The following is a 24,189-nucleotide window of genomic DNA, read 5'->3' on the forward strand; positions in this document are numbered from 1 at the left end:
GAGCCCGGTATGGCGCCAGGTGATCGCCGATATCATGGGCACGCCGCTGGTCTGCCCGCAGCACACCGAAGCCGCCGCGCTGGGCGCCGCGATCCAGGCCGCCTGGTGCCTGACGCCCGCTGCGGATCGCCAGGCGCAGCTGGCCGAACTGTGCGAGCGTTGCGTACAGCTCGATGCCAGCACCCAGACGCAACCGGACCCGGCGCGCACGGCGCAGTACGAGGCGGTCTATCAACGCTACCGCGAGCAGGTCGGCCGGCTCGCCGAAAACACACCGGCGTGAGAACGCCACGACGCTAGAGGAGACGTCTATGTACCTGGTCTGTGGCGAAGCGCTGTTCGACGTGTTCATCCAGAGCGACGGCGCGCGCAGTAACGAACTGGCCTTCAAGGCCATCGCCGGCGGTTCGCCGTTCAATGTGGCGCTCGGCCTGAGACGCCTGGGCAGTGATGCGGCGCTGTTTACCGGGATCTCCTCGGACAGCCTCGGCCAGCGCCTGCGCCAGGTGCTGCGTGACGAGGGCGTGAGCGATGCCTACCTGATCGCCAGCGATGCGCCGACCACCCTGGCCATGGTCGGCCTGGACGCGGCCGGTTCGCCGCACTACAGCTTCCGTGGCGAGTGCTGCGCCGACCGCCAGCTGCGCGCCGAGCACCTGCCGACCCTGGATGCGCGGGTACGTGGCCTGCATGTCGGCTCCTTCTCCCTGGTGGTGGAGCCGGTGGCCGAGACGCTGCTGACGCTGGTGCAGCGCGAGCATCAGCAACGCCTGATCAGCCTCGATCCCAACGTGCGTCTCGGCCCCGCGCCGGATATCGCCCGCTGGCGCGAGCGCGTCGAGACCTTCGCCGGCTATGCCCATCTGATCAAGGTCAGCGAGGAAGACCTGCAGTTGCTCTATCCCGAGCGCGACCCGCAGCAGGTCGCAGTGGGCTGGCTTAACGCGCGCTGCCAACTGGTGTTCCTCACCAAGGGCAGCAAAGGCGCCAGCGTCCATAGCCGCCACGGCCACTGGTCGGCGCCGGCGATGGCCGTAGCCACCCGCGACACCGTCGGCGCCGGTGATACCTTCCAGGCCGCGCTGCTCAGCTACCTGGCCCGCCACGAGCTGGACAGCCCCGAGGCGCTGGCGACGCTGAGCCACGAGCAGATCGACGCCATGTTGCACCTGGCCATCGAGGCTGCCGCGCAGACCTGCGCCCGGGTCGGGCCCGACCTGCCCTACCTGCACGAGCTGGAGCGGCAAAGCGCGCGCTGACCCCACCGCACTCCGCCCTGGGCAGCGGGCGACGAAGGGCCTGTGCCTGCGCCAGAACCAATTGGCTGCAGCTGCAGGTTGTCGCCCAGCCCGCCGGAGGCGACACTCGGCATGTGACTCGCCCGGCACTGGCGCTGTCGCCATAGCAGCGTCTTTTCAGGTTCACAGAGGTTCAGGGCATGCCTTACAAACACCAGGTCATTCCGCTTCAGGCTCACGAGGGCAACGAAACCGCCGAGCAGGCGCTGCAGAGCATCGTCGAGGGCTTCAAGCGCTTTCGCAACGAGGTGTTCCCGCAGCAGGAAGAGCTGTTCAAGAAGCTCGCCACCGCACAGAACCCGCGCGCCATGTTCATCACCTGCGCCGATTCGCGCGTGGTGCCGGAGCTGATCACCCAGAGCTCCCCGGGCGACCTGTTCGTCAACCGCAACGTCGGCAACGTGGTACCGCCCTACGGCCAGATGATGGGTGGCGTGTCCACCGCCATCGAGTACGCGGTGATGGCCCTGGGCGTGCAGCACATCGTCATCTGCGGCCATTCCGACTGCGGCGCGATGAAGGCGGTGCTCAATCCGGCCTCGCTGGAAACCATGCCCACGGTCAAGGCCTGGCTGCGCCATGCCGAAGTGGCGCGCACCGTGGTGGCGGAGAACTGCAGTTGCGGCAACGACCAGGAAACCCTCGCCGTGCTGACCGAGGAAAACGTGGTGGCGCAGCTCGACCACCTGCGCACCCACCCGTCGGTGGCGGCCAAGCTGGCGCGCGGCCAACTGTTCATCCACGGCTGGGTGTACGACATCGAAACCAGTCAGATCCGGGCCTACGACGCCGAGCTGGGCAGCTTCCTGCCGCTCGATGGCGACAAGGTGCCGATGGCCACCCCGCGCGCGCGCTACCCGCAGGACTGAGCGCCGCGCGCCTCGCCCCTCTGCGGCAGGTGACCGAACCGAGGGGCCGCCGGGTGCGCATAGCGCACCCTACCGGGGCCCCGTCAGAACTTCTCCCCACGCAGCACTTCCACCTGCGCCAGGTAGCAGACCATGGCGAAGTGGTCGTAGTAGCGCACCTGCAGATGCTCGGCGATGCGCTCGGCCAGCTCGCGGTTGCAGATGATTTCCAGGCGGATATTGCCCTCGGTGTCCCAGCCGGCGCTGCGCACGCCACGGTGGCCACGGCCGCGGGCGTCGGAAATGGTCCAGCCGGGCGCGCCCAGCGTTTCCAGATCGGCCAGCAGACGCTTCTCCAGCGCCGCCTCGCAGATCACGGTGAGCAGGGTGCGGTTATGTGCGTTCATCTCAGAACCCCCAGGCAATCAGTCGTTCGGCCAGCGCCAGGTACAGCGGAATGCCGATCAGAATATTGAAGGGGAAGGTTATCCCCAGCGAGGCCGTGAGCGACAGCGACGGATTGGCCTCGGGCAGGGCCAGGCGCATGGCCGCCGGCACCGCGATGTAGGAGGCCGAGGCAGCCAGGGTGGCGAGCATCGCCGTGCCGCCCAGGCTCAGCCCCATGAAGCGCGCCAGCAGGGCGCCGATCAGCGCACCGAGCAGCGGCATCAGCAGGGCGAAGCCGGCCAGGCGCAGGCCGAACTGCTTCAGCGCACCGAGCTGACCGGAGGCGATCAGGCCCATCTCCAGCAGGAAGAACGCCAGCACCGGCTTGAACATGCTGGTGTACAGCGGCTCCAGCGGCTTGATCGCCTCCTTGCCGGCGATGGCGCCGATCACCAGGCCGCCGAGCAGCAGCATGATGCTCTTGCCGAGGAAGATCTCGCGGCCCAGCTCGCCCCAGTGGGTGTCGCGCGCAATGCCCTTGGCCAGGACGATGCCGACCAGGATCGCCGGAATCTCAAGGATGGCGACGAACAGCGGCATGTAGCTCTCGAACTCGATGCCCTTGGCCAGCATGTAAGCCACCACCACGGCGAAGGTACCGGCGCTGACCGAGCCGTAGTGCGCCGCCACCGCCGCGGCGTTGACGCGGTCGAAACGCAGGCCGCGCAGCAGGACGAACGCCAGGATCGGCAGCAGCACGCCGAGCGCCAGCACCAGTGCCGACTGACCGAGCAGCTGCAGGCTGGCCTGCTGCGCCAGCTCCACGCCGCCGTGCAGACCGATGGCCAGCAGGAGGATGATCGACAGCGTCTCGTACAGCGCCGCCGGCAGCTTCAGCTCGCTCTTGAGCAACCCGGCGACCAGGCCGAAGACGAAAAACAGCACTACCGGATCCAGACCCACTTGAGCTCCTCCCCCAACCTCGTAGGGTGCGCTGCGCGCACCAGTCACTCTATTCGCCCCTCTCGGTGCGCATGGCGCACCCTACCCGGACGACCACACGCACGCAAAGGAAAAGGCCATGCCCCAGCAGGGCGGTGCTGATCACCCTGCCTTGCCTCGCCATTGGCGCGACACTGGGGCATGGCCGGAAAGCTTAGCCGGCACAACTGGCGGCCAGTCAAAAAAAGGGAGCCTTGCGGCCCCCGGGACAAAGATGCGCCGTAGCGCGGAATAAAAAAGGAGCCCGGGTTATGCCCCGTCAAACTTGCCCATCCAACAGGTCGGGCTCCTGAGGTTAACCTTCGATTTCCACCAGCACTTCGCCCGGATTGACGCGGTCGCCCTTGGCCACGTGAACGGCCTTGACGGTACCGGCGATCGGCGCCTGCACTTCGGTTTCCATCTTCATCGCTTCGGTGATCAGCACGGCCTGGCCGGCCTTGACCGCATCACCTTCCTTGACCAGTACATCGACGATGTTGCCCGGCATGGTGGTGGACACGTCGCCCGGCGCGCTGGCCTGCTTGCGCTTGCCGCCACTGCCGGCAACGAACTCGTTGAGCGGCTCGAACACCACCTCTTCCGGCATGCCGTCGATGGAGAGGTAGAAGTGGCGCTTGCCATCGCCCTTGACGCCGACACCGGTGATGTCGACGCGGTAGCTCTCGCCATGCACGTCCACCACGAACTCGGTGGGCACGCCTTCACCCCCCACCGGCGCGGCGCCGCCGACCTGCGGCATGGGCAGCAGGGCCTCGGGCTTGAGGGTGCCGGCGGCACGCTCCTCGAGGAACTTGCGGCCGATGTCGGGGAACATGGCGAAGGTCAGCACGTCCTCTTCGGACTTGGCCAGGCTGCCGATCTCCTCGCGCAGCTTGGCCATCTCCGGCTTGAGCAGGTCGGCTGGGCGCCCTTCGATCACTTCCTCGTTACCGATGGCGCGCTTGCGCAGCTCGTCATTGACCTTGCCCGGCGCCTTGCCGTAACGCCCTTGCAGGTACAGCTTCACCTCGTTGGTGATGGTCTTGTAGCGCTCGCCGGCGAGCACGTTGAAGAAGGCCTGGGTGCCGACGATCTGCGAAGTGGGCGTCACCAGCGGCGGGTAGCCGAGGTCGGCGCGCACCCGCGGAATCTCTTCCAGCACTTCGCCCATGCGATTGAGGGCGCCCTGCTCCTTCAACTGGTTGGCCAGGTTGGAAATCATCCCGCCCGGTACCTGATTGACCTGCACGCGTGTGTCGACGCCGGTGAATTCGCTCTCGAACTGGTGGTACTTCTTGCGCACGGCATGGAAGTACAGGCCGATCTCCTGGATCAGTTCCAGGTCCAGGCCGGTGTCGTAGGGCGTGCCACGCAGCGCCGCGACCATGGATTCGGTACCCGGATGGCTGGTGCCCCAGGCCATGCTGGAGATGGCGGTGTCGATGCGGTCGGCGCCGTTTTCCACGGCCTTGAGCTGGCACATGCTGGCCACGCCGGCGGTGTCGTGCGAGTGCACCACCACTTCCAGCGGCAGGGCGTCTTTCAGCGCCCTGACCAGATCGCCGGTAGCGTAGGGGGTGAGCAGACCGGCCATGTCCTTGATGGCGATGGAATCCACCCCCATGGCGGCCATCTGCTTGGCCTGCTCGACGAAGGCGTCGATGGTGTGCACCGGGCTGGTGGTGTAGGCGATGGTGCCCTGGGCGTGCTTGCCGGCGGCCTTCACCGCCTCGATGGACACGCGCAGGTTACGCACGTCGTTCATCGCATCGAAGATGCGGAACACGTCGATGCCGTTGACCGCGGCCTTGGCCACGAAGGCGCGCACCACGTCATCGCTGTAGTGGCGGTAGCCGAGCAGGTTCTGCCCACGCAGGAGCATCTGCAGGCGGGTGTTGGGCAGCGCCGCCTTGAGCTGGCGCAGGCGCTCCCACGGGTCTTCCTTGAGAAAGCGCACGCAGGCGTCGAAGGTGGCGCCGCCCCAGACTTCCAGCGACCAGTAGCCGACGCGGTCGAGCTTGTCGCAGATCGGCAGCATGTCCTCGGTGCGCATGCGGGTCGCCAGCAGCGACTGATGGGCGTCGCGCAGGATGGTGTCGGTGACGGTAACTTTCTTGCTCATGTTCTGAGTCCTTCCCCTACAGGCCGGCGTGGGCCGCGATGGCGGTGGCGATGGCGATGGCCAGGTGCGACGGGTTGCGCTTGATCGAGTACTGGGTCAGCTCCGGATGGCTCTCGACGAAGCTGGTGTTGAACTGGCCGCTGCGAAACTCCGGGTTGCGCAGGATTTCCTGGTAATAGGGCGCGGTGGTGCGCACGCCCTGCACGCGCATGTCGTCCAGCGCGCGCAGGCCGCGGTCCATCGCCTCTTCCCAGGTCAGTGCCCAGACGATCAGCTTCAGGCACATCGAATCGTAGTAGGGCGGAATGGTGTAGCCGGTGTAGATCGCCGTGTCGGTCCGCACGCCGGGGCCGCCGGGGGCGTAGTAGCGGGTGATTTTGCCGAAGGACGGCAGAAAGTTGTTCTTCGGGTCCTCGGCGTTGATGCGGAACTGCAGGGCATAACCACGGTGGATGATGTCTTCCTGCTTGATCGACAGCGGCTGACCGCTGGCGATGCGAATCTGCTCGCGGACGATGTCGATGCCGGTGATTTCCTCGGTGATGGTGTGCTCCACCTGCACCCGGGTGTTCATCTCCATGAAGTACACCTCGCCCTCGGCGAGCAGGAACTCCACGGTGCCGGCGTTCTCGTAGCCCACCGCCTGCGCGGCGCGCACCGCCAGGTCGCCGATATAGGCGCGCTGCTCAGGGGTCAGCTGCGGGCTGGGGGCGATCTCGATCAGCTTCTGGTTGCGGCGCTGGATCGAGCAGTCGCGCTCGTACAGGTGCACGGTGTTGCCGAAGCTGTCGGCCAGCACCTGCGCCTCGATGTGCTTGGGATTGACGATGCACTTCTCCAGGAAGACTTCCGCGCTGCCGAAGGCCTTGGTCGCCTCGGAGATCACCCGCGGATAGGCCTGCTCCAGGTCCTCGCGGCTGTTGCAGCGGCGAATGCCGCGGCCGCCGCCGCCGGAGGTGGCCTTGAGCATCACCGGGTAGCCGATGCGGTCGGCTTCGCGCAGCGCCTCGTCGAGATCGGCGACGTTGCCTTCGGTACCCGGGGTGACCGGCACGCCGGCCTTGATCATGCTGCGCCGCGCCTCGGTCTTGTCGCCCATGCGGCGAATCACCTCGGCCGACGGCCCGATAAACTTGACCCCACGTTCGGCGCAGATCTCCGCCAGTTCGGCGTTCTCGGAGAGAAAACCGTAGCCGGGATGGAGGGCGTCGCAGCCGGTTTCCACGGCCAGATTGACCAGCTTACGCGGGTTCAGGTAGCCGGCCAGGGGGTCGTCGCCGATGCTGTGCGCCTCGTCGGCGCGCTTGACGTGCAGGGCGTGGCGGTCCGCCTCGGAATAGATGGCCACCGAGCGAATGCCCATTTCGGCACAGGCCCGCACGATACGGACGGCAATTTCACCACGGTTGGCGATCAGGATCTTCTTGATCACGGTTCAATCCTCAGCACAGGGCTGTCAGGGGCTGCGGCCAGTAAGGCGAACGCCCGATTAAGCTAGCCGGGTATACGAATTAACCAAAATCAATAATTATTAGATCATGCATAAGTAATTACTTATGTATTGATCAAACGAGGACCTCACGCATGCGTAAAACCCTGCTGCGCATGACCCTGCGCCAGCTTCAGGTATTCCGCGCCGTGTGCGAACACGGCTCCTACAGCCGCGCCGCAGACGAAATGGCGCTGACCCAGCCGGCGGTCAGCCTGCAGATCCGCCAGCTGGAGGAGCTGGTCGGCCAGCCGCTGTTCGAATACGTCGGCAAGAAGCTCTACCTGACCGAGGCGGCCGAAGCGCTCAGGCGCGCCAGCAGCGATATCTTCGGCCGCCTGGAGAGCCTGGACATGCAGCTGTCGGACCTGCAGGGCTCGCTGCAGGGGCAGCTCAACCTGTGCGTGGAATCCAGCGCGAAGTACTTCGTACCTCACCTGTTCGCCGAATTTCGCCGCCATTACCCCGAAGTCAGCCTGAACCTCACTGTGGTCAATCACGCCCTGGTGGTGCGCCGCCTGACCCTGAGCCGCGACGACCTGATGATCATGAGCCAGGTGCCACAGGACATGGCGCTGGACTTCATGCCCTTTCTCAACAACCCCATCGTGGCCGTGGCGGCGCCGGATCATCCGCTGTGTTCGCAGCAGACGCTGCAGCTGCAGGATCTGACCGCCCATGCGCTGCTGATCCGCGAGAGCGGCTCGGGCACCCGCCGCGCCTGCGAGGAGTACTGCAACCAGAAGCGCGCCCACTTTGCCCAGACGCTGGAGATCGGCTCGCTGGATGCCCAGCGCGAGGCAGCGATCGCCGGGCTCGGCCTGGCCCTGCTGCCGCGCCATGCGGTACGCCTGGAGCTGGAGCACGGCCTGCTGCGCGAGCTGCCGGTGGCGGAGCTGCCACTGCAGCGCAGCTGGTGCGTGGTAAATATCCGCGGACGGCGCCTGTCGCCAGTGGCGCAGGCCTTCGTCGATTTCATCCGCAGCGAGCGCCCGACCATCGTCCGCCTGGCCGAGCGTTTCGCAGGATCGGGCAAGAATCTCGCAGGATCGGCCTAACCCTCCTTTACTGGCATAGGGGACATTGGCGATCTGCATAGCCTTTTTCCGCTCGCCCCACGAACTTGCCGGGAGACCCTCATGCTGTCGGGAACCAGCGCCCTGCTGGGCGCCATCGCCGCCGTCGAACGCGAACAGGGCCAGGCCGTGCTCGCCACGGTGGTCAAGGTGGAGGGCTCGGCCTACCGTCGCCCCGGTGCACGGATGCTGATTCCGCTGTACGGCGGCACCGTGGGCACCATCAGTGGCGGCTGCCTGGAATCCGAGGTGGCGAAGAAGGCCTGGTGGCTGACCGACAGCGGCGAGCCGGTGATTCGCCGCTACAGCACGGCCACCCAGGACGACGATGACGACCAGGACGCCGCTCTGACCTTTGGCCTCGGCTGCAACGGCACCGTGCACGTGCTGCTGCAACGCCACAGCGCGGAAAAACCGCTGGCGGTGCTCGAGCTGCTGCGCCAGGTGCGCGAGAGTGGCCGGGCCGGCGTGCAGGCCACGGTGATCTCCAGCTATCGCAACGCCCGCGTCCGGGTTGGTGACCATCTGCTGCTGTACCCGGATGGCAGCGAGCGCGCGCGCCTGCTCGATCCGGCGCTGGATGCCCAGGTGCGCGCGGCCATGGCCGAAACCCTGGCCCGGGAACGCTCGACGCTGCGCAGCTACCGCGACGCCCGTGGCGACGTGGAAGTGTTCTGCGAATACCTGGCGCCGCAGCGGCGCCTGGTGATCTTCGGCGCCGGGCATGACGCCCAGCCACTGGTGCATATGGCCAAGCTGCTGGACTGGCATGTCACCGTCGTGGACGGCCGCGCCCATTTCGCCCGCGCCGAGCGCTTCCCCGAGGCCGACGCGGTGCTGCAGGTCGACACCGGCTCGCCCTACGCCCTGCAAGCCCTTACCGACGGCGCGCTGGTGGCGGTGATGAGCCACAGCTACAGCCAGGACCGTCACTGGCTGGGCGCTGTGCTGCAGGGCACGCCGGTGTATATAGGTCAGCTGGGGCCCCGCGAGCGCACCGAACGCCTGCTCGGCGAGATTCGCGCGCAGGGCGGCGAGCTGACGGCGCTGCAGCGCCTGCACTACCCCATCGGCCTGGATATCGGCGGCGACACGCCGGAAAGCGTGGCCACGGCGATCCTCGCCGAAATGACCGCAGCGCTGAACCAGCGCGACGGGGGCATGCTCAAGCATCGCCAGGCGGCGATCCATGCACCCACCCCGCAAGACGCCAGCGAGATCGAAACAGCGACCAGACTGAACGCGTCCTGAGCCCCATCGAGGCCACAGACTCGTAGGGTGCGCCGGGCGGCGATCCGCTTCAGCCCACCACGGCTGGTGGGCTAAAGCCCACCCTACATGCTCTTACCTGCCACAACACACCGTAGCCCGGATGCCATCCGGGAAAACCAGCCCCCATAAACGAGAACGCCCGGGATTACCCCGGGCGTTCGTGCTTCCAGTATCGGACGTCAGGCCTTGATCTGCGCCGGGAACGGCAACTTGCGCAGACGTACGCCGGTGGCGGCGAACAGCGCATTGGCCAGCGCCGGTGCCAGCGGCGGCACGCCCGGCTCACCGACACCGGTCGGGTTCTCCGCGGACGGCACGATATGCACCTCCACCTTGGGCATCTCGTTCATGCGCAGCACCTGGAAGTCATGGAAGTTCGATTGCTCGATCCGTCCTTCCTTCAGGGTGATCGCACTGTGCCGAGCGGCCGCCAGAGCGAAGCCGATTCCGCCTTCCATCTGCGCGCGGATCACATCCGGGTTGATGGCGATGCCGCAGTCCACCGCGCACACCACGCGATCCAGCCGGTAGCTGCCATCGGCCTTGACCGTCACCTCGGCGACCTGCGCCACGAAGGAGCCGAAGGATTCGTGCACGGCGATACCGCGCCCGCGCTTCTCACCCTCGGCGCCGGCGGCCAGTGGCTTGTCCCAGCCGGCCTGCTTGGCGGCCAGCTCCAGCACGCCACGGTGACGCGGCTGGCTGTCCAGCAGCGCATGACGGAAAGCGTAAGGATCCTGGCCCGCGGCCACGGCCGCCTCGTCGATCATGGTCTCGGCGACGTAACCGGTGTGGGTATGGCCCACCGAGCGCCACCACAGCACCGGCACCTTGATATTGGTCGGCGTGCTCAGCTCCACCTGCAGGTTGGGCACCGTATAGGCCAGGTTGGACAGGCCCTCGACCGAGGTATGGTCGATGCCGTCCTTGATCATGAAGGGCTCCATCGAAGTACCGGCCATGATCGACTGCCCGACGATGCGGTTGTGCCAGGCCTGCAGCTTGCCGCCCTGGTCCAGGCCGATACGTACGCGGTGCAGATACAGCGGCCGGAAGTAACCGCCACGGGTATCGTCCTCGCGCGTCCAGACCATCTTCACCGGCGCATCGACGCCCTTGTCACGCGCGGCCTTGGCGATGGCCACCGCCTCCAGCAGGTAGTCCGACACCGAACCGGCGCGGCGACCAAAGCTGCCGCCGGCATACAGCTGGGTCAGCGACACCTGCTCCGGCGCCAGGCCCAGGTAGCCGCTGATGATGGCCTGGTCGACGGTCTGGAACTGCTCGCCGTTCCAGATCTCGCAGCGCTCGTCGGACAGCTTCACCAGGCAGTTCATCGGCTCCATCGCCGCATGGGCCAGGTAGGGGAATTCGTACTCGGCCTCGACGGTTTTCGCCGCCTGCGCCAACGCCGCATCGGCATCGCCCTTGCTCGCGGCGGGAAGACCCGGCTGACCTGCGCTCTCGCGGTACTGGGCGAAAATCTCCTCGCTGCCGAGGGTGAAGGCCTGGGTCTCGTCCCACTCGATCACCAGCGCGTCACGGCCCTGGCGCGCCGCCCAGGTGTTGTTCGCCAGCACGGCGACGCCCGAGCGGCCGTGGGGCAGGTCGCGAAACTCCACCACCTCGACCACGTCGCGCACCGCCTTGGCCTTGCTGCTGTCCACCTTGCGCGGCACGCCGCCAAAACGCGGCGGGTAGGCGACCATGGCCACCAGCATGCCCGGCAGCTTGAAGTCCTGGGTGAACACGGCGCTGCCGTCGGTCTTGTCCAGGCTGTCCTTGCGCCGCAGATCGCGCTTGCCGATCAGCTTGAAGTCCCTGGGATCCTTGAGCTGCACCTGCTCCGGTACCGGCAGTTGCGCAGCTGCCTCGACCAGCTCACCGAAACCGGCACTGCGACCTGAACCGGCGTGGCTGACCACGCCCTGACTGACGCTGATCTCGCTGGCCGGCACACCCCAGCGCTGCGCAGCCGCCGCCACCAGCATGGCCTTGGCGGTGGCGCCGGCGTTACGCATCTGCTCCCAGGAGTTGGCCATGGCGGTGCTGCCGCCGGTGCCCTGCATCGGCCCGAAGGCGAGGTTGTTGTAGCGCTTGGCATCGGCCGGCGCGCCTTCGACGCGCACCTGGTTCCAGTCGGCATCCAGCTCCTCGGCCAGTAGCGTGGCCAGGCCGGTGTAGCTGCCCTGGCCCATCTCCAGGTGTTTGGCCAGCACGGTCACCGTGCCATCGAGGTCGATGCGCACGAAGGCGTTCGGCTCCAGCGGGCCACCTGCCGCCAGTGCATCCATGCCGCGCAGCAGCGGCGCGAAAAAGATGCCCAGGGCCAGGCCGCCGGCGCCCTTGAGCAGGCTGCGACGGCTGACGTTGAGGATGCCGCGAGTGGCACCATCGGGGGTTTCGATCTTGCCCATGTTCATGCGCCTCCTCAGGCCAGCTTGCCGGCAGCGTCGTGAATGGCGGCGCGAATCCGCACATAGGTGGCGCAGCGGCAGATGTTGCCGCTCATGGCCGCGTCGATATCGGCGTCGCTCGGTGCCTTGTTGCCGCTGAGCAGCGCCGTGGCGGCCATGATCTGCCCGGACTGGCAGTAGCCGCATTGCACCACGTCGAGCTGGCGCCAGGCCTCCTGGACCACCTTGCCCACGGCGTCTTCGCCGACCGCCTCGATGGTGGTGATGCGCTTGCCCACCAGCGCCGATACCGGGGTCACGCAGGAGCGGGTCGGCTGGCCGTCGACGTTCACCGTGCAGGCGCCGCACAGCGCCATGCCACAGCCGTACTTGGTGCCGGTGAGGTTGGCCACGTCACGCAGGGCCCAGAGCAGCGGCATATCGCCCGCCACGTCCAGTTCATGGTCCTGGCCGTTGAGATTCAGGGTAATCATGGTCTGCCCACCTTGTTCTGATGGTGTCTGAGTGGTTCCGGGCGCAAGGGCCGGACCGTCACTCTAGTGGGCGGAAAAGGCGCTGTCGCCGGCCGCCCTGCAGATCGGCAGAACCGGGCAATAAGTTCGCAGAATCGGGCAAGCGCGCCGCCCAGCCCATGGCGAGACGTCGCCGCAGGTCAGGCCGCCGTGCGCTCGTCGCGGCCGGCCGCCAGCAGGTAGCCGGCGGGAATCAGCTCGGGGTAATCGGCCAGTTCGCGCTGCAGCTGGCACTGTTCGGCGTAATTCTCGATGGCCCGGCGATAGGCCATGCGCCGCTGGTCCTGCAGTTTGCGCCGGGTCTTGGCGTCGGTGGGGGTGTGCAGTTGCGCGTCATCGAAGATACGAGGCATCTCGGTTCTCCCGGAACGAGGACTGGAGGCCTCAGCATGGTCCGGGCAGATGACGCTTTGAGGGCGAGAAGATGAACAGGCGGTGAAACCGCCTGCACTCAATCCTCGCTATTGCGCAGCGACTTGGGCGACAGGCGCAGGCTGCGCAGGCTGCGCTTGACGCTCTTGAGGTGGTTGACCAGGCTCGGCCCGCGCGCCATGGCCACGCCCATGGCCAGCACGTCGATCACCACCAGGTGGGCGATGCGCGAAGTCAGCGGAGTGTAGATCTCGGTGTCTTCCTGCACGTCGATGGCCAGGTTGACCGTGGCCAGCTCGGCCAGGGGCGTCTGGCTCGGGCACAGGGTGATCAGGCTGGCGCCGGACTCGCGCACCAGGTTGGCGGTGATCAGCAGATCCTTGGAGCGCCCCGACTGCGAGATGCAGATGGCCACGTCGCTCGGCTTGAGGGTCACCGCACTCATCGCCTGCATGTGCGGGTCGGAATAGGCCGCGGCATTGAGCAACAGGCGGAAGAACTTGTGCTGGGCATCGGCCGCTACCGCGCCGGAGGCGCCGAAACCGTAGAACTCCACACGCTGCGCCTGCGAGCAGGCGGCGATCGCCCGTTGCAGCGCCTCGGGGTCGAGCTTCTCGCGCACCTCCATCAGGGTGTGCAGCGTGGTGTCGAAGATCTTCAGACTGAAGTCGGCGACCGAGTCGTCCTCGTGAATGGCGAACTGGCCGAAGCTGGCACCCGCGGCCAGGCTCTGCGCCAATTTCAGCTTGAGGTCCTGAAAGCCGCTGCAACCGATGGCGCGACAGAAGCGCACGATGGTCGGCTCGCTGATGCCGACGCTGTGCGCCAGCTCGGCCATGGAGCTGTGCATCACCGATGCGGGATCGAGCAGCACGTGGTCGGCCACCTTGAGCTCGGACTTGCGCAGCAGATGGCGCGACTGGGCGATATGTTGCAACAGATTCACGGGGCTAGGCTCTATGCAGAAAAGGATCTACCGCGGGCAGCGGGCTGGTCATGGCTGGGTTGCGCAGCGCCCGGCGGTTGTAGTGACCTTGTAGTTATACTACATGGCTCGCCCGCGCGCACCGCCCACAGTCCGCCGAATAACGCGGCGCTGCAGACAAGTGGCTCCGAAAAAGCGCGAACCGCTGCGGCTGATACGGCTCCAGAGCCCGATTTTGACGGTGCCCCTTTCAACAGGTAGTTTCAACGATCTGTTACAACCCAGTCGGAGTCTTCCCTTGAGCATCCCCTGCGACATGCTGGTTTTCGGTGGCACCGGCGACCTGGCCCTGCACAAGCTGCTGCCTGCGCTCTATCACCTGCATCGCGAAGGACGCCTGCACGCCGACATGCGCATCCTCGCCCTGGCCCGCAGCAACCACAGCCGCGAGGCGTACCAGACCCTGGCCGAGCGCCACTGCCGCGCCCAGGTGGCACGCGCCGATTTCTCCACCGACACCTGGGCCAGCTTCGCCGCACGCCTCGACTACTTCGCCATGGATGCCGCACAGAGCGCCGACTTCGGCCGCCTGGCCAAACGCCTGGGGCGCGACGACCAGCGCGTGCGGGTCTACTACCTGGCGACCGCGCCGAACCTGTTCGAAGACATCGCCGCGCACCTGGCCAACGCCGGCCTGGCCGGCCCGGCCGCACGCATCGTGCTGGAAAAGCCCATCGGCCACTCGCTGGAGTCGGCGCGGGCGATCAACGCCGCCATCGGCGCCGTGTTCGACGAGGCGCGGGTGTTTCGCATCGATCACTATCTGGGCAAGGAGACCGTGCAGAACCTGATGGCGCTGCGCTTCGCCAACGCCCTGTTCGAGCCGGTATGGCGCGCCGGGCATATCGACCACGTACAGATCAGCGTGTGCGAAACCCTCGGCGTGGAAAACCGCGGCGCCTACTACGACAAGGCAGGCGCCATGCGCGACATGATCCAGAACCACCTGCTGCAGTTGCTCTGCCTGGTGGCCATGGAAGCGCCTGTGCGCTTCGACGCCGAAGCGGTGCGCAACGAGAAGGTGAAGATCCTTGAGGCGCTCAAGCCCATCAGCGGCCTCGACGTGCAGGACAAGACCGTGCGCGGCCAGTACACCGCCGGCCAGATCGGTGGCCACGACGTACCCGCCTACTACTTCGAGAAGAACGTCGACAACGACAGCGACACCGAAACCTTTGTCGCCGTGCAGGTGGAGATCGACAACTGGCGCTGGGCCGGCGTGCCGTTCTATCTGCGCACCGGCAAGCGCCTGGCGAAGAAAACCTCGGAAATCCTCATCCAGTTCAAGCCGGTGCCGCACCGCCTGTTCAACGACGGCGAGGCGAATCAACTGCTGATCCGCCTGCAACCGGAAGAGCGCATCAGCCTGCAACTGATGGCCAAGAACCCCGGCAAGGGCATGCACCTCAAACCCGTCGAGCTGGACCTCAACCTCGCCGCCGCCTTCCACAAGCAGCGCCGCTGGGAGGCCTACGAGCGCCTGCTGCTGGACGTGATCGAAGGCGACTCGACGCTGTTCATGCGCCGCGACGAGGTGGAGGCCGCCTGGCAGTGGGTCGATCCCATCCTGCAGGGCTGGCACCAGCACTACCAGAGCCCGCGCCCCTACCCGGCCGGCAGCGATGGCCCGGAGCAGCTGCAGCACTTGCTGGAACGCCACGGCCGGCACTGGGCCGAGTGAGCGCTCTGGCAGCTTCTTGCGCAGCGGACTGTGGATAAATGCCTGCTCAAGCGCGCCGAATCCAGCAGCCACGGGGCCTTCGGGATGCTGCGCAAAAAGCTGCACAGCAGTGCGCAACTTGTTGCGCAACAATCTGTGCGACGCCGCTCAATATGACCCTGCATGCTTGCCTGGTCACGACAAGTTACTGATTTTATTGAAATTTAAATACCTGGCACGCCGCTCGCTATAGGTCTGGCTCCCGGATCGATCACGATCCATGACCCAGGCAAGGAGAGCACTCATGCCAACACCCGCGTATCTGTCCCTCGAAGGCACCAAACAAGGTCTGATCACCGCTGGCACCTTCACCGAGGACTCGGTCGGCAACATTTTCCAGGAAGGTCATGAAGACCAGATTCTGGTGCAAGCCTACAACCACCAGGTCATCATCCCGCGCGACCCGCAGTCCGGCCAACCGACCGGCCAGCGCGTGCACAAGCCGCTGATGATCACCAAGGTCTTCGACAAATCCTCGCCGCTGATCTTCAACGCCCTGACCTCCGGCGAGCGTCTGAACAAGTGCCGTCTGGAGTGGTACCGCACCTCCTCCACCGGTACCCAGGAGCACTACTTCACCATCGAACTGGAAGACGCCGTGATCGTCGACGTACAGTCGCGCATGCCGAACTGCCAGGACCCGAACATGGCGCACTTCACCCACCTGGAAGACGTCTACTTCACCTACCGCAAGATCGTCTGGACCCACGAAGTCTCCGGCACTTCCGGCTCCGACGACTGGCGTACCCCGATCTCCGCCTAATTACTGGCTGAGTTCGCGCGTCACCGCAGCGGCCAGGCATCGTCCTGGCCGTTGCGTTTCGGCAGGCCGCGCAAAAGGCGCTAGCCAATCGCCGAAAACCTCGACCGTTGCCAGCGCGCGGCGGCCGATTCGGTTACAACCTGGAGCGCGCCACGCGCCCATCATGGAATGATCGAGAGGAACAACGAATGTTCGCCCAGGCCAACCAGACCCATTTCAGCCTCAGCATCGAAGGGGTCGAACACGACCTGCAGGTGCTCGAGTTCAAAGGGCGCGAGGCGATCAGCCAGCCTTACGCCTTCGACGTGGAACTGATCAGCGAACGCCCCGACCTCGATCTGGAGAGCCTGCTGCACCAGCGCGCCTTCCTCGCCTTCGACCAGAACGGCGCCGGCATCCACGGCCTGATCCACCGCATCGCCCAAGGCGAATCCGGCAAGCGCATGACGCGCTACCGCCTGACCCTGGTGCCGCAACTGGCCTACCTGGCGCACCGCACCAACCAGCGCATCTTCCAGCACCTGACGGTGGAGAAGATCATCACTCAGGTGCTCGAGGAACACGGCATCCAGGCCGACGCCTACCAGTTCCAGCTCGGCTCGCTCTACCCCGAGCGCGAATACTGCGTGCAGTACGACGAGAGCGACCTGCACTTCGTCCAGCGCCTGTGCGAGGAGGAAGGCATTCACTACCACTTCCAGCACAGCAGCGAAGGCCATGTACTGACCTTCGGCGACGACCAGACCGTGTTCCCGCGTCTGGCACCGCTGGCCTACCAGCAGGACACCGGCCTGGTGGCCGGCGACCCGGTGATCAAGCATTTCGGCGTGCGCGTGGAAACCCGCACCAGCCAGGTCACCCGCCGCGACTACGACTTCGAGAAACCGCGGCTGCAGCTGGAAGCCAAGGCCGACGGCGATGCCCAGCCCAAGCTGGAAGACTACGACTATCCGGGCCGCTACACCGACCGCGAGCGCGGCAAGCACCTGGCCAAGCGCGCCCTGGAGCGCCACCGCCACGACTTCGAACTGGCCCAGGGCGACGGCGACTCGCCGACCCTGGTCAGCGGCCACTTCCTCGACCTGACCGAGCACCCGCGCGAGGCATGGAACCAGCTCTGGCTGCTGACCGAAGTGCTGCACGAAGGCAAGCAGCCTCAGGTGCTGGAGGAGTCGGTGTTGAACCTCCCCTCTCCCCCCGGGAGAGGGGCCGGGGGTGAGGGCAGCTCAGGCGACACCGACTTCCACCAAGGCTACCGCAACCGCTTCACCGCCACGCCCTGGAACGTGCCCTACCGTCCCCATTTGGCCCATCCCAAGCCGCGCATACTCGGCAGCCAGAGCGCCGTGGTCACGGGACCTGCCGGCGAGGAAATCCACTGCGACGAATACGGCCGGGTCAAGGTGCAGTTCTTCTGGGATCGTGAGGGCCAGGCCGACGAGAAGACCAGCTGCTGGCTGCGCGTCAGCTCCAGCTGGGCTGGCGATCGCTACGGCGCCATCACCATCCCGCGCATCGGCATGGAAGTGCTGGTCACCTTCCTCGAAGGCGACCCCGACCAGCCCTTGGTCACCGGCTGCCTGTACCACGCCGAACACGTCGTGCCCTACGACCTGCCTGCGAACAAGACTCGCAGCGTGTTCAAGACCCTGAGCAGCCCCGGCGGTGGCGGCTACAACGAACTGCGCATCGAAGACCGCAAGGGCGCCGAGCAGATCTACATCCACGCCCAGCGCGACTGGGACGAGAACATCGAGCACAACCAGAAGATCCGCGTCGGCAACGAGCGCCATGACACCGTCGAGGCCAACGCCTACAGCCACTTCAAGGCCGAAGAACACCGCACCACCCACGCCGACCGCAAGACCGAGATCAAGGCCAACGACCACCTTACCGTCGGCGACAGCCAGCACATCAAGCTGGGCAACGGCCAGTTCATCCAGGCCGGCCAGGAAATCCACCTCTCCAGCGGCCTGAAAGTCGTGCTTGAAGCCGGCAGCGAACTGACCCTCAAGGGCGGCGGCAGCTTTATCAAACTCGACGGCGGCGGCATCACCCTGGTCGGCCCGGTGATCAAGATCAACTCCGGCGGCGCGCCGGGCAGTGGTTCGGGGGCGGCGCCAGTGTTGCCGGGCGCGGCGAAGCCGGCGGATGCGGATAAGGCGGGAGAGTTGCTGATTCAGGCACAGCGGCAAGCACTAATGCGAGCGACACCACGCTGTGAAATCTGCGAGCAAATGAAATTGCAAAACGGCGAGAAACCCTGATGACCAATCACTACCTACTTATTGATGGTGTACTTCGCCAGGGTGTGATTACCGAGCTGTATGGGTGTGGTGAAGAAATGGAAATCGAACCACTGTACGTGGGTACACGCTGGCAAGAAGCACACGATCTAGGCCCAATTCTTGTTGCCGCCTCACCACACTCCAAGCTGCTATCAGATGCTCAGTCGGATTTGGACTGGCTAAGAAGCAGCAGTCGCCTGTCGAGCAATGCCAACCTGAAGGAGGTTGCCGATCATCTTCGCGAGTTCATTTGCGTGCGCAGCCCAAGCGGCAGCCAAAGCCTGCTGCGTTTTGCCGACCCGCTAGTAGCTTGGTACTGGCTGGCCAGTTATGCCCCCTCGCAATATCCACATTTGCTTGGCCCCATTACGAGTTGGGAAGTGGCCCTCACGCCGACCAAATGGGAATCCCGCACAGAACTCCAGAGGATGGCTTATACAGCGGTCAGTCATCCTCCCATCGCTTTTGACCGTGCATTACTGGATGAGCATCAAGAGCAGGCTCTGCAAGAGGCTTATCACCGGCAGTTGAAAACGCGCCTGTATGACTGGCTACAGACGTACGTGCCAGATCTTTTGCAGCAACAAGCTGCGGTTGATTCCTGGCTATACAACCGCTTGCAAAGTGCGGAGCAAGCCGGACTGGACAGTGAGCGCAGCATTGCCATCTGGGCTTTGCTCAGTCTTGAGCAAGGCGACGACTTCTTCAGTGTCACGACCAGCGCCTACAGCCAATGGCTAGCCAGCACGCCAGCAGCTCAAGGCCTACCTGCTGAAGTGAATCTACAGACCTTTTTCAATGAACATGCCTGACGACGCGAAGGATTCGCCATGACTGACTCAAACAGGCAAGCGGCCAAAGACAGCCTGCGCGCCACATTTCCTAATAGTTCAGCGACAAGTACTGGCCATTGCCCGATGAAGCAAGGACAGGTGGCTATCTTCCCCGTACGCTACGCAATCGATGAGTCACCCAAGAAAGCTGGACAGCCAGGTCCGAACCCTTTGCCGAAGGACTGGTTAGGTCTCGACGAGATGCCACGGCTGCAAACTCGCACCTATACCCTTCGCCAGCTCCGCGACGGCTGGGTATACGTATTCGACCGCACGGCAAATACCTTCCACGAATACCGACTCAAGGGCCACCAATTCATCCGTATTGCATGGGGTGACCAACAACTCAACCAAGACACGCGCACCGGCTCGGGCGACAGCAAGCCTTATTTGCTGTACCCCAAGGCCAGCTCACTGCTCATTGCCTACTCACCCGCGCAATGGACATGGCGCACCTGTGAACGTATGCGTTCCAACCCCAAGCTGCAGCGCCAGTGGATGCGCGAGATCGATCTGTCTCGATACTGCAAGAGTCTGGCCGCCCCTCACGCTGCTCGTTTGCCACGTCTCGCCGAGCTGGTTGCCGACGTCGACGCTGGCGCAGCCTGCAACGATAGCCGCTTCATGTCCTCGACCCTACCGACCCAGGCAAAAACTGCAGAGCAGTCATGCAAACCAGCCATAGGCAGCGACCAGATTATCGGCAGCGTACCCGACAAGGACGCGGCCTTACTCCTGGCCCTACAAGATCCGCTGGCCGTAGTCGACGATCTGGCCATGCAGCTCACCGGGCGTCACATCGAGCAACACCTGTTCGAGGAGAAGCACCATCACCGTCTTGATGTTGCCGGCCATATCGAGATGTTCGCCGGTCTTCCGCTCGACCCGTTCAACGAAAGCGACTGGCCGACCGGCGTGCTCAAGGATGAAGCCAAAAGACAGGTGTTCATCCGAGACGCCCAGAAGTACCTGGAACGTTACCAGGAACTGGTCAGACCCAGCCTCCCGGTGCTGGACGCCAGCGGCAGCTTCGGGCGCTCCAAAGCCCTGAGCATGGAGGGAGAAGCGCTCGACGCCCAGTACGGCAAAGGCACCGCCGCCAAGCTGGAAAAAAAAGCCCGGTTATGGATGGATCGCGCACCACTGCGTAAGCAGGTCAAATATCAGGAAGCACTCGACTATCGCCGTGATCGTCACGTCGAACTGGTTGCGCTAATGCGCCATATCGACAGAGCCCGCAATGACCTGATCCCTTGGCTGGAGTACATCCACACCGACCCCGGCAAAGTCTTCCTCGACCCCTGTTCTGAACAACAATCGTCATTGCTCATACATACCGCTCAGGGATTGTTCGACGTGCTCGGCCAGACCGAGGCCGGCAAGAACTGGCTATGCCAGGATTACGCCAAGCCCAAGACTCTGCTGGGCCTGGCCATGTACAACTTCAACAGCGAACTGGCAAGCGCGCTCGAAGGGATCGCGACGAACTTTGCCGAAAGCGGCAACCTCGACCCAGGCTTGGCTACCAGCGTAGTCACCCGCGGCAATGAAACTTTCAGCGTGCTGGACGACAATAGTGTACGTAACAGCAAGCTGTTCCAGGCTATGAGCCAACCGGCGCGCCAGGCGTATGACACGCTACAGAAGGTTGCCCGCACCATCGCTAGCGAAGCCTGGCAGCTCCTGGCCTACCAACTGCTGCCTTCACTCAGCCCGAAGTTCGCCCCCACCTGGAAGCCCATCGCCTATTCGCTAGTAATCGTGGTCACCCACATAGACACCGAAGTGATCAGACCCTACGTAGTCTATGACCACGGTTACCGTGCCAAGAAGCAGGCCTGGGACATGAAGTTCGCCCAACTGCAGAAAAAGATTCGCGCACAGACCCGTACGGCCACCTTCGGCGCCCGCCATGAACAAGCGGCCGCGAACCGCCAGTTGAGCCTACTCTATGAAGAGCAACAGCTACTGAAAGCTGCAGAGCCCGACGCCATCCTGGCCAGAGGCGAAGTCCGTGTACAGCAACGCACCACCTTGATCGAGCAACGAGTGGAGTTTCTGCACACCCTCGGCAAATCCGAAGCCATCGCACAGATGGAACTCAAGGGGCGCAACTATGCCGCCTACCTGGAGCGCGTGAAGAAGTGGATGGCCAACGGCCTGGGCACTGGTTTGGCCAGCTTGGTGGCCGCTCTGAATATGTGGAACTTCAAGAACACCATGGATCAGGCACGGTCCGATGGACACTGGAGCCAAGATGACCTTAAAGCCCTAAGTGGCGCTGGCGCCCAGCTTGGCAACGCTATAATGGCACTGGCCTTGATGCCACGCTGGGCTGACATCAGCAAGCTGAGCGTGGAAGCCATTGTCAATAGAACCCCCGTTACAGCCAAGCTAGCCGAAGTCTCCATCCAGAGCTGGGTCAGCGCCAACGCCGAACTCTCTGCAATGGTACGTGCCTTTGCACTGCGCGCCGCTGGCATGGCAACGCTGGGCGTCATTGCCAACGGTGTTGATGTATGGCTATTACAAAGCTCTGCTGAAAAAGCAAGCGGAAGCGATGAAAGGCTTGCACTGAGAACAAAACAATTCGCAGCTTTTTCCATGGGGCTTTTGTCGGTTTACCAGTTGGGGGCTGGACTATTTAGCGCATTTGGGTTTGGTGCCGTAGGTCTTGTTTTCGCTCCCTGGCTGCTTTTGGCTCTCTTTATCGCCGGAGTTACCTATCTGGTCGCAACCTTTATTGCCAACAATCTCAAACGAGAAGGCTTGAAGCTCTGGCTCTGGCGTTGCTGCTGGACTAAGGACAAGGCGCCGTACTGGCCAGATACTTCTCAAGGCCGCAGCGACGAGCTAAAGGCACTACACGAAATACTACTGCGCCCAACTATCTGCGCCAAAACGGCCAAAAGCTCCTACGGCACTAGCAGCGTTCAGCTGCAGATCGCCCTGCCCGCAGAGCTGGCGGGCAAACAAATACGCCTGCACCCAATCATGATCGAGAACGGCCTGCTCTGGATGCCCGATAAGCAGAGTGGATACCGCGCTGGCATGTACGGCAGTTATATCGCTGGAGGCCAATGGATCCCCACGGCTGCACTTGGAGACTTCGAGCGCAAAACTACCGCCTTTGCGCCCTATCAGGCCGGTGAGGCTCGAGTCTGGGAAGTCAGCCTTCCCCACTCCAAGGGTATGGATCGCTTAGAACTGGAGATTCACTACCCAAATGACTTAGTGTCACGCCGGGACGGACGCGGCTACCGATTCAGTATCGAGTTGGATGATATCACTGTCGGTAACTTGCAGGAAAACGGTCTGGAGAAAAGCCATATTTGCGAGCCTATCGACAGCGACAGCTTGATGCTAGTGGAGAAAGTTCCGGAGAATCAGCGTAATTATTATTATTTAAGAATAACTTAATATGAATATCTTCAGAATTTCGACACTCTGGGTACCCAGTTATCACCTAAAAATGGACTGGAAGCACCCAAAAAGACCTGCACTCAAAGAATGGACTATTAAGGCCTTTGACGGAAGGCTTCTGTTAGCATGCCTAGGCGGATTAGGCGCAATACCTTGCCTACTATTTGCTTACTTTGCATTAACTATGGGGTGGGTGGTAAATCTGATGCTCACCATATTTGCTTTATTTATATTTATTAATACATTCCTCCTAAAGCAATTTTATGCAATACGCTTAACTGATACTGGAGGAGAAATATGTCATTGGAAAGCTTTACCCGATTTTTTATTTTCTAGCATGCCATGGCTTATGCTATTATATATTTTATTTATTATTTGGGGATTATCACAATCACCGGAAATGGCTTTAGGAGCTCTAGCCAGCGGCGCTGGGCTTGGTATCGTATATGCTTTAATTGCTACATCCAAAGGATATAAGGAGTCTCAGCTTCGCTTTCAACAGTGGGACTTTGAGTGGAATGAAATATATGAAGCCATATATGACCGCAAAAGCCACGCAATAGGCTTTAATGTAATCGAGTCAAAACCTTACATAGCTCGCTTCAAGGAAGAAAATGAGAACTTCTACAGCTGCCGTATATACTTTCACCCCAAAATGGCCGAACAAATCCTCCAGATATTTAAAGAAAAATTAGGTCCAAACATCCCAATAAAAGAAGGACGTATACATTACAGGACAATTGATTAGAGCTTAGGAAACCACTGAAATGAGCGGGCCTCTTGATCGTTTCTGATCAATCATGAATGGCGAGTGCGCGCACCATTGCGCCTGGCACTGGATACCGGCGAAAAAGACTGCCTCCCTGGCGCACTCGTCTGGCTATTCCCGGCACCGCCGATCGGCCTGGGCACGGGCTTGGCCGGCCTGGCTGCCGCTCTGAATATGTAGAACTTCAAGAACACCATGGATCAGGCACGAGCAGATGGTCATTGGAGCCAGGATGATGTGAAGGCATTCAGCAACGCGGGCGTGCCTGCCGGGCTCCATTACTAAATTCAGTGAAATACCATGCGTGCCACATGGCCTAATTTCACAAATAAAGAGAGATTCAACAAATATATGAGCCAATTGGATGAAAAGTTCGATATCGGTTTTCGTGCCGCCGTATTGTTAGTCGGCGGCTTGGCGGGTTTTGTTTTTAGCGCATACAAAGCTCATGAAGAATTTGCCTGGGGAGATGATGCTGCCTGGGGATATGTCCTTATCGGTATAGGTGCTGCCATGCTGGCCGGGATAGGGCTTCGCCAAGCCTTGGGTCTTTACAGGTTGCTAATGAGCAAGGATATCTCTGGTAACTAGTTAAGAGGAATATAGGAGCGAATCGGGGACAGACCACGAT

At 63.2% G+C, this 24,189-nt stretch carries 20 protein-coding genes; 12 read left to right on the forward strand and 8 right to left on the reverse strand.

Annotated elements, in window-relative coordinates:
• The 3 genes from N7333_RS17665 to N7333_RS17675 all read left to right on the forward strand — a co-directional run.
• The coding region (locus N7333_RS17665; RefSeq protein ID WP_279859179.1) for an FGGY-family carbohydrate kinase at positions 1-283 on the forward strand (283 nt) is incomplete at its 5' end.
• Between the two features lie 28 nt (positions 284-311).
• Positions 312-1,259, forward strand: a complete 948-nt coding sequence (locus tag N7333_RS17670) for a carbohydrate kinase (RefSeq protein ID WP_279859180.1) — start codon at positions 312-314, stop codon at positions 1,257-1,259.
• 179 nt (positions 1,260-1,438) lie between these two features.
• Positions 1,439-2,167 carry a carbonic anhydrase gene (locus N7333_RS17675; RefSeq protein WP_003241152.1) on the forward strand — a complete coding sequence of 243 codons (729 nt, stop codon included), beginning with the start codon at positions 1,439-1,441 and terminating at the stop codon, positions 2,165-2,167.
• Between the two features lie 83 nt (positions 2,168-2,250).
• Here N7333_RS17675 and N7333_RS17680 read toward each other — a convergent pair whose 3' ends face one another.
• The 4 genes from N7333_RS17680 to N7333_RS17695 form a co-directional block, all read right to left on the reverse strand.
• Positions 2,251-2,553 carry a hypothetical protein gene (locus N7333_RS17680; protein WP_003241154.1) on the reverse strand — a complete coding sequence of 101 codons (303 nt, stop codon included), beginning with the start codon at positions 2,551-2,553 and terminating at the stop codon, positions 2,251-2,253.
• Position 2,554: 1 nt separating this feature from the next.
• Positions 2,555-3,496 (reverse strand): sodium-dependent bicarbonate transport family permease, encoded by a 942-nt coding sequence (locus tag N7333_RS17685; protein ID WP_012020220.1) that lies wholly within the window; start codon positions 3,494-3,496, stop codon positions 2,555-2,557.
• A gap of 334 nt (positions 3,497-3,830) precedes the next feature.
• Positions 3,831-5,639, reverse strand: a complete 1,809-nt coding sequence (gene oadA / locus N7333_RS17690; protein ID WP_129483792.1) for a sodium-extruding oxaloacetate decarboxylase subunit alpha — start codon at positions 5,637-5,639, stop codon at positions 3,831-3,833.
• 16 nt (positions 5,640-5,655) lie between these two features.
• The gene (locus tag N7333_RS17695) at positions 5,656-7,071 is read right to left on the reverse strand and encodes an acetyl-CoA carboxylase biotin carboxylase subunit (RefSeq protein WP_129483793.1); all 1,416 of its coding nucleotides are present in this window, start codon (positions 7,069-7,071) and stop codon (positions 5,656-5,658) included.
• A gap of 152 nt (positions 7,072-7,223) precedes the next feature.
• Here N7333_RS17695 and N7333_RS17700 point away from each other — a divergent pair, with 152 nt between their 5' ends.
• The gene (locus N7333_RS17700) at positions 7,224-8,186 is read left to right on the forward strand and encodes a LysR family transcriptional regulator (RefSeq protein ID WP_003241162.1); all 963 of its coding nucleotides are present in this window, start codon (positions 7,224-7,226) and stop codon (positions 8,184-8,186) included.
• 81 nt (positions 8,187-8,267) lie between these two features.
• The gene (locus N7333_RS17705; protein ID WP_129483794.1) at positions 8,268-9,455 is read left to right on the forward strand and encodes an XdhC family protein; all 1,188 of its coding nucleotides are present in this window, start codon (positions 8,268-8,270) and stop codon (positions 9,453-9,455) included.
• 200 nt (positions 9,456-9,655) lie between these two features.
• Here the strand turns inward: N7333_RS17705 and N7333_RS17710 are convergent, their stop codons facing one another.
• The 4 genes from N7333_RS17710 to hexR form a co-directional block, all read right to left on the reverse strand.
• Positions 9,656-11,893 (reverse strand): xanthine dehydrogenase family protein molybdopterin-binding subunit, encoded by a 2,238-nt coding sequence (locus N7333_RS17710; RefSeq protein ID WP_129483795.1) that lies wholly within the window; start codon positions 11,891-11,893, stop codon positions 9,656-9,658.
• A 14-nt stretch (positions 11,894-11,907) separates the two neighbouring features.
• The gene (locus tag N7333_RS17715) at positions 11,908-12,366 is read right to left on the reverse strand and encodes a (2Fe-2S)-binding protein (protein ID WP_003241168.1); all 459 of its coding nucleotides are present in this window, start codon (positions 12,364-12,366) and stop codon (positions 11,908-11,910) included.
• A gap of 179 nt (positions 12,367-12,545) precedes the next feature.
• Entirely contained in the window at positions 12,546-12,758 is a 213-nt protein-coding gene (locus tag N7333_RS17720) for a hypothetical protein (RefSeq protein ID WP_003241169.1), read from the reverse strand.
• A gap of 98 nt (positions 12,759-12,856) precedes the next feature.
• Positions 12,857-13,723 (reverse strand): transcriptional regulator HexR, encoded by an 867-nt coding sequence (gene hexR, locus N7333_RS17725; RefSeq protein ID WP_003241170.1) that lies wholly within the window; start codon positions 13,721-13,723, stop codon positions 12,857-12,859.
• A 295-nt stretch (positions 13,724-14,018) separates the two neighbouring features.
• Between hexR and zwf the strand changes: the two genes are divergently transcribed.
• From zwf to N7333_RS17760, 7 genes are all read left to right on the forward strand, one after another.
• Entirely contained in the window at positions 14,019-15,443 is a 1,425-nt protein-coding gene (zwf, locus tag N7333_RS17730) for a glucose-6-phosphate dehydrogenase (RefSeq protein ID WP_230090025.1), read from the forward strand.
• Positions 15,444-15,726: 283 nt separating this feature from the next.
• Positions 15,727-16,245: an Hcp family type VI secretion system effector gene (locus tag N7333_RS17735; protein WP_003241180.1), complete on the forward strand. Its 519-nt coding sequence runs from the start codon at positions 15,727-15,729 to the stop codon at positions 16,243-16,245.
• A gap of 188 nt (positions 16,246-16,433) precedes the next feature.
• Positions 16,434-18,512 carry a type VI secretion system tip protein TssI/VgrG gene (gene tssI, locus N7333_RS17740; protein ID WP_129483796.1) on the forward strand — a complete coding sequence of 693 codons (2,079 nt, stop codon included), beginning with the start codon at positions 16,434-16,436 and terminating at the stop codon, positions 18,510-18,512.
• On the forward strand, positions 18,512-19,345 hold the full coding sequence (locus tag N7333_RS17745) for a DUF4123 domain-containing protein (protein WP_129483797.1): 834 nt from the start codon (positions 18,512-18,514) through the stop codon (positions 19,343-19,345). The genes tssI and N7333_RS17745 overlap by 1 nt, the downstream gene beginning before the upstream one ends.
• Positions 19,346-19,363: 18 nt before the next feature.
• The gene (locus N7333_RS17750; protein ID WP_129483798.1) at positions 19,364-22,786 is read left to right on the forward strand and encodes a T6SS effector BTH_I2691 family protein; all 3,423 of its coding nucleotides are present in this window, start codon (positions 19,364-19,366) and stop codon (positions 22,784-22,786) included.
• Between the two features lies 1 nt (position 22,787).
• Positions 22,788-23,537 (forward strand): hypothetical protein, encoded by a 750-nt coding sequence (locus N7333_RS17755; protein WP_129483799.1) that lies wholly within the window; start codon positions 22,788-22,790, stop codon positions 23,535-23,537.
• A gap of 321 nt (positions 23,538-23,858) precedes the next feature.
• Positions 23,859-24,149 carry a hypothetical protein gene (locus tag N7333_RS17760; protein ID WP_129483800.1) on the forward strand — a complete coding sequence of 97 codons (291 nt, stop codon included), beginning with the start codon at positions 23,859-23,861 and terminating at the stop codon, positions 24,147-24,149.
• Positions 24,150-24,189: the final 40 nt, after the last annotated feature.

The sequence above is a fragment of the Pseudomonas sp. GD04158 genome, assembly GCF_029834875.1.
Lineage (GTDB): Bacteria > Pseudomonadota > Gammaproteobacteria > Pseudomonadales > Pseudomonadaceae > Aquipseudomonas > Aquipseudomonas hydrolytica.

Coding starts and splice junctions, on each gene's coding strand:
- N7333_RS17670 (WP_279859180.1), top strand. CDS start 312: ATGTACCTGGTCTGTGGCGAAGCGCTGTTCGACGTGTTCATCCAGAGC.
- N7333_RS17675 (WP_003241152.1), top strand. CDS start 1,439: ATGCCTTACAAACACCAGGTCATTCCGCTTCAGGCTCACGAGGGCAAC.
- N7333_RS17680 (WP_003241154.1), bottom strand. CDS start 2,553: ATGAACGCACATAACCGCACCCTGCTCACCGTGATCTGCGAGGCGGCG.
- oadA (WP_129483792.1), bottom strand. CDS start 5,639: ATGAGCAAGAAAGTTACCGTCACCGACACCATCCTGCGCGACGCCCAT.
- N7333_RS17700 (WP_003241162.1), top strand. CDS start 7,224: ATGCGTAAAACCCTGCTGCGCATGACCCTGCGCCAGCTTCAGGTATTC.
- N7333_RS17705 (WP_129483794.1), top strand. CDS start 8,268: ATGCTGTCGGGAACCAGCGCCCTGCTGGGCGCCATCGCCGCCGTCGAA.
- N7333_RS17710 (WP_129483795.1), bottom strand. CDS start 11,893: ATGGGCAAGATCGAAACCCCCGATGGTGCCACTCGCGGCATCCTCAAC.
- N7333_RS17715 (WP_003241168.1), bottom strand. CDS start 12,366: ATGATTACCCTGAATCTCAACGGCCAGGACCATGAACTGGACGTGGCG.
- N7333_RS17720 (WP_003241169.1), bottom strand. CDS start 12,758: ATGCCTCGTATCTTCGATGACGCGCAACTGCACACCCCCACCGACGCC.
- zwf (WP_230090025.1), top strand. CDS start 14,019: ATGCTGGTTTTCGGTGGCACCGGCGACCTGGCCCTGCACAAGCTGCTG.
- N7333_RS17735 (WP_003241180.1), top strand. CDS start 15,727: ATGCCAACACCCGCGTATCTGTCCCTCGAAGGCACCAAACAAGGTCTG.
- tssI (WP_129483796.1), top strand. CDS start 16,434: ATGTTCGCCCAGGCCAACCAGACCCATTTCAGCCTCAGCATCGAAGGG.
- N7333_RS17745 (WP_129483797.1), top strand. CDS start 18,512: ATGACCAATCACTACCTACTTATTGATGGTGTACTTCGCCAGGGTGTG.
- N7333_RS17750 (WP_129483798.1), top strand. CDS start 19,364: ATGACTGACTCAAACAGGCAAGCGGCCAAAGACAGCCTGCGCGCCACA.
- N7333_RS17755 (WP_129483799.1), top strand. CDS start 22,788: ATGAATATCTTCAGAATTTCGACACTCTGGGTACCCAGTTATCACCTA.
- N7333_RS17760 (WP_129483800.1), top strand. CDS start 23,859: ATGCGTGCCACATGGCCTAATTTCACAAATAAAGAGAGATTCAACAAA.